This is a genomic window from Pseudonocardia sp. (genome assembly GCF_025465255.1).
Lineage (GTDB): Bacteria > Actinomycetota > Actinomycetes > Mycobacteriales > Pseudonocardiaceae > Pseudonocardia.
The window spans coordinates 1-4,219 of the sequence record NZ_JAODNI010000236.1; the positions used below are offsets into that span (position 1 = coordinate 1).

Sequence of the window (4,219 nt, forward strand, 5' to 3'; positions counted from 1 at the left end):
AGATCGGGTTCGCGTAGCGCCGCGCGGGCGACCGCGAGCGCGTCGATCGGATCGGACTTCCCGCGCGTGCGGGCACCACTGCGGGCAGCGGCCATCAGCTTCGGCGGTACCCGCACCACCTGCCCCCGGCTGCGAGCAGTGCTCGCTCGAGCCGGGTCGACACGTGCCGGCAATCCTCGACCGCCCAGACCCGCTCGTGCGGACACTCCCGCCGCGCCCACGCCACGAGCTGCTCGTGCCCAGCATCCATTGCCCGCACGGTGCGCAGCGCTTGCTGCGTGTGGGTGTCCTTGTGGACGTCCACGCCCAGCACCATCACCACGGATGGCGTCACCTCATCTCTCTCACATCGGAGGGACGGCTGGGCCGGCGGACACACCTCAGTGGGGGCGCTGCCACGCTCCTATCAACTCACGCCGGTCGGCCCTGGCCACCGGTGATCGGCACAACACAGGCATCGCCAGCCCGAAGGCAGCAGGCACTTGTAGAGCCAGATCACCAGCGGCCAGGATCCCAACCACCGCGTTGGCGGCAACCTCACCCTGACACTGAGGCACTTGTGCTTGCCCGAGTAGAAGGGCCGGTCCCGGCCTGATCCCATGCCGACCCGGTCGATCCGCAGCAGGGTGCCGTCGAGGATGACGAACGCCTTGCCCCGGGCGATCTCGACCGCCTGGGCCAGGGTGGGCGCCATCGCCGCGAGCAGGTCAGCGCCTCGCGCAGGTAGCGGTAGACCGTCGTCGTGCCGACCGCGACGCGGCCTGCCAGGTCCGCGTAGGTCTCACCCTTGCGTAGGTAGGCCACGACCAGCAGGGCCCGGCGGCCGGCGTCGAGCCGTCGCCACCGGGTCCCGAGTGTCGTGCGCCGCTGCCGGAGGCCCTCGGCGAGCATGATCAGCGCGCGGTTGCACACGGTCATCCCCGAGGGGTAGGAAAGCAGCCGAAGCTCCTGGTCGGACGAGTTGATCTCGGCAATCACCCGTCTACCAGGGGCTTCGCTCACCCCGCGAACCCGCTCAGGCAGGTTGGAAAGAGCTCATTGCCACCCGGCGGTGCCTCAGCTGCTGGCGTTCTCGGCGCCGACCATCCAGGCCTGCTTCTCGAGGCCCTCGATGATCCCGTGCAGTAGGTCCGCCGATGTCGGGTCCTCCGCGTCGACGCCGTCGTGGACGCCTCTCAAGGTGGCCACAGCGGCACGCAGGCGGTTGACCACCAGGTCCACCACCCGCGCGGTGTCCTGCTCACCGGTCGGGAATGCCGGGAGCGTCGTGCCGGCCGCGACGGTGTCCGAGCGCCCGTCGGCGGTGGCGTGCAACGCGCGGAGCCGCTCGGCGATGGTGTCGCTCGCGTCGCGGGCGACGTCGACGATCTCGTCAAGCTGCAGGTGCAGGTCGCGGAAGTTGCGGCCGACGACGTTCCAGTGGGCCTGCTTGGCCTGCAGATGCAGCTCGATCAGGTCGACGAGCACGGCCTGCAGGCTCGCCGCGAGCGCGGGAGAGGCGTTGAAGCCGGGAACGGCGGCGTCCGAGCGCTTGCCGGACGCCAGCGCGTGGGTGCTGGTCATGACGGTTCTCCTGGTTCAGCGCAGTGGATCACTCGGGCCATGCCGAGCCGGTGATGATGTCCACGAAGTCCGCACGCGTGAAGCCGGGCGCGAAGTGGGCGAGCACGTCGTCGTTCATCGTGCCGAAGGTGCTGTCGGGCCGATCCTTCATGCCCTCGTAGAAGGCCCGCAGGATGTTGTTCTTGAAATCCGGCCTCGGGTGCGCCGCCACGACCGCCGCGATCTCCTCGGCCGTGACCTGGTCGAGGTCCATCCCCAGCACGTCGGTCTCGACGCCGAGGCTGACCAGCGCGGTCTCCGGCTCCAGGTGGTCGGGAATGCCCGGGGTGGTGTGCAGCGCGATGCCCAGCCAGACCGCGCGGGCGTCGGCGGCGCTGCGCCCGTGGTCGAGCAGGAAGTCCCGCGCCAGGTCGGCGCCGTCGACCTCGAAGCGCTGGTCGGTGCGTCGGTAGTGCTCGGTCAGCCCGAGGTCGTGGAACATCGCGCCGACGTAGAGCAGCTCGGGGTCGGCCTCGATCCCGCGGTAGCGTCCCTTCAGGCTCGCGAAGAGGAAGACCCGGCGGGAGTGGTCGAACAACAGCGGGGTGCTGGCCTTGTGGACCAGCTCGGTGGCCTCGTGGGCCAGCTTGGTGTCCGGGATGTCGATCCCGGCGATCGTCTCGGTCATGTGCTGTGCCTTTCAGTAGGGTTTCGTTCTATGTCGAGCGTGTTCGCGCCGCCGGCGTCGGGCCCGCGTGCGCGGGGACACCTCACACGATTCCGGCAGACGACCGCCAGGGCGGTCCTGGACAGCGCGCTCAACCAGGCCAACGGCAAGTGGGGCCCCTCTCGGCTCGGAACCTCGACCTCGGTTGCCGACTCACGCGGCCGAAACGTCGGACGAATGGGCCGGGGCGGTGGGCGTGTTCCTCAGCAGGTACGTGAGACCTTCGGCTGCCGTCGGATGGGCGTAGATCGCCCCGCGCAGCGCGGTGTAGGAGACGTCGCCGATCATCGCCGTCTGGACGGCGGCCATCAGTTCGCTGGCCTCCGCCCCGAACACGGTGAACCCGAGGATCTCGTCGCTGTCCGCCGCGATCAGCATCTTCATGAACCCGCGCGGTTCGGAGAGCGTCCTGGTCCGGAGCACAGCGGCCATCGGGAGGGTGAGCAGGCGGTATCGGATGCCCCGGCGGGCGGCCTCGGACTCGTTGCAGCCGACGCGCGCCAGTTCGGGATCGGTGTACATGCAGTAGGGCACCAGACGATCCCGCGTGGTGCTGCTGCCTCCGTTGAGGTTGTCGTGCACCACCCGGAAGTCGTCGAAGGCCGCGTGGGTGAACTGCGGGCTGCCCGCGCAGTCGCCCATTGCCCACACGCCGGCCGCGCTGGTGGCCAGGCGCTCGTCCACCGCGATGTAGCCGGTCTCGGTCAGCTGCACCCCGGCCCGCTCGAGCCCGATACCGCGGGTGTTGGGTGTGCGGCCGACGCCGACGAGCAGGTCCGTCCCCTCGACGATGTCCTGTCCGTGCGGCCCGTCGGTGGTCAGGCGCACCTGCCTGCCGGATCGTCCGGCGACGCTGCGGACCCGGGTCCGGAGGTGAACGGTGATCCCCTCGTCGCGGAAGAGCTCGAGGATCGCCGCCGCGGCGTCGGGGTCCTCGCGGCCGGCCAACTGCGGTGCGGCCTCGATGACGGTCACCCTTGTGCCGAAGCGGCGCATGGCCTGCGCCAGCTCCAGGCCGACATAGCCGCCGCCGAGGACGATCAGATGCTCCGGCAGGCGGTCGAGGTCCAGCAGTTCGACGTGGGTCATCGGCCGGGCGGCGACAAGGCCGGGGAGATCGGGCACGGTCGCGTGCGTGCCCAGGTTCAGGAATACCCGCTCGCCGCTGATCCGGCGCTCGCCGCCGTCAGCCGACTCGACATCGACCGTTCTTTCGCCGACGAAGCGGGCCTGGCCCATGACGAGTTCAGCTCCGCTGGCCCGGTAACGGTCGAGATGAAGCCGGCGCAGGCTGTCGACCATCGCCCGCTTCCGGGCCTGTACGCCCTTCATGCTGGTCGCGGCCGACTCGAGTTCGATCCCGAATTCAGCGGCGCGCCCGGTGAACGAGCGGACCTTCGCCGAGTGGATGATGTTCTTGCTCGGCAGGCAGGCGATGTTCGGGCAGGACCCGCCGATCAGCTTCCGCTCGACGACCGCGGTGCGGTGGCCCTGGCCGGCCATCGTCCAGGCGAGGTATTTTCCCGCTTCGCCACTGCCGATGACAAGGACATCGTAATTCTCGGTAGACGGCATCAACTCGGCTCCTCCGAAGGCCGGGAGCGGCACCATTCCCAGAAACTCTCATCCCGGCGGTTATCACGCTAGCCCGGCCGAAATGCGACAGCTGCCCTGCTAGCAGGAGTGAGGGTCCGCCCGGTAGCGGTAACCGGTCAGGCGCCGCTCCGTGCGACTGTGGCGTCCCGCTCCGCGCCCCGGACCACCACCGACCAGGCAGGCCGCGTGCGCGGCCACCGCACCGTCACCGACCCCCGCCAGCAGGCCGCTGACGAACGGGTCTGCCTCGGTTATGGGCACGGCCATCGTGGCCAACGCCGCGGTGACCCTCCCGCACCAGATGATCGGGTTGCACACCGCCGCGACTGTTGTCTGGATTTTTGCGTCGATCAT

4 protein-coding genes and 2 pseudogenes are annotated in these 4,219 nt (G+C 69.7%); all 6 read right to left on the reverse strand.

Going from position 1 to position 4,219, the window contains the following annotated elements:
- Positions 1–316 (reverse strand): annotated as a pseudogene (locus tag JWP64_RS29705) (transposase); the annotation flags it as partial.
- Between the two features lie 216 nt (positions 317–532).
- Positions 533–939 (reverse strand): annotated as a pseudogene (locus JWP64_RS29710) (transposase family protein); the annotation flags it as partial.
- A 117-nt stretch (positions 940–1,056) separates the two neighbouring features.
- Positions 1,057–1,563 carry a DNA starvation/stationary phase protection protein gene (locus tag JWP64_RS29715; protein ID WP_297503546.1) on the reverse strand — a complete coding sequence of 169 codons (507 nt, stop codon included), beginning with the start codon at positions 1,561–1,563 and terminating at the stop codon, positions 1,057–1,059.
- A gap of 28 nt (positions 1,564–1,591) precedes the next feature.
- Complete coding sequence (locus JWP64_RS29720) at positions 1,592–2,230, reverse strand: HD domain-containing protein (protein ID WP_297503548.1); 639 nt, start codon at positions 2,228–2,230, stop codon at positions 1,592–1,594.
- A 192-nt stretch (positions 2,231–2,422) separates the two neighbouring features.
- Positions 2,423–3,844 carry an FAD-dependent oxidoreductase gene (locus tag JWP64_RS29725; protein ID WP_297503550.1) on the reverse strand — a complete coding sequence of 474 codons (1,422 nt, stop codon included), beginning with the start codon at positions 3,842–3,844 and terminating at the stop codon, positions 2,423–2,425.
- A gap of 99 nt (positions 3,845–3,943) precedes the next feature.
- Positions 3,944–4,219 (reverse strand): hypothetical protein (locus tag JWP64_RS29730; RefSeq protein WP_297503552.1); only part of this gene is annotated, 276 nt, incomplete at its 5' end.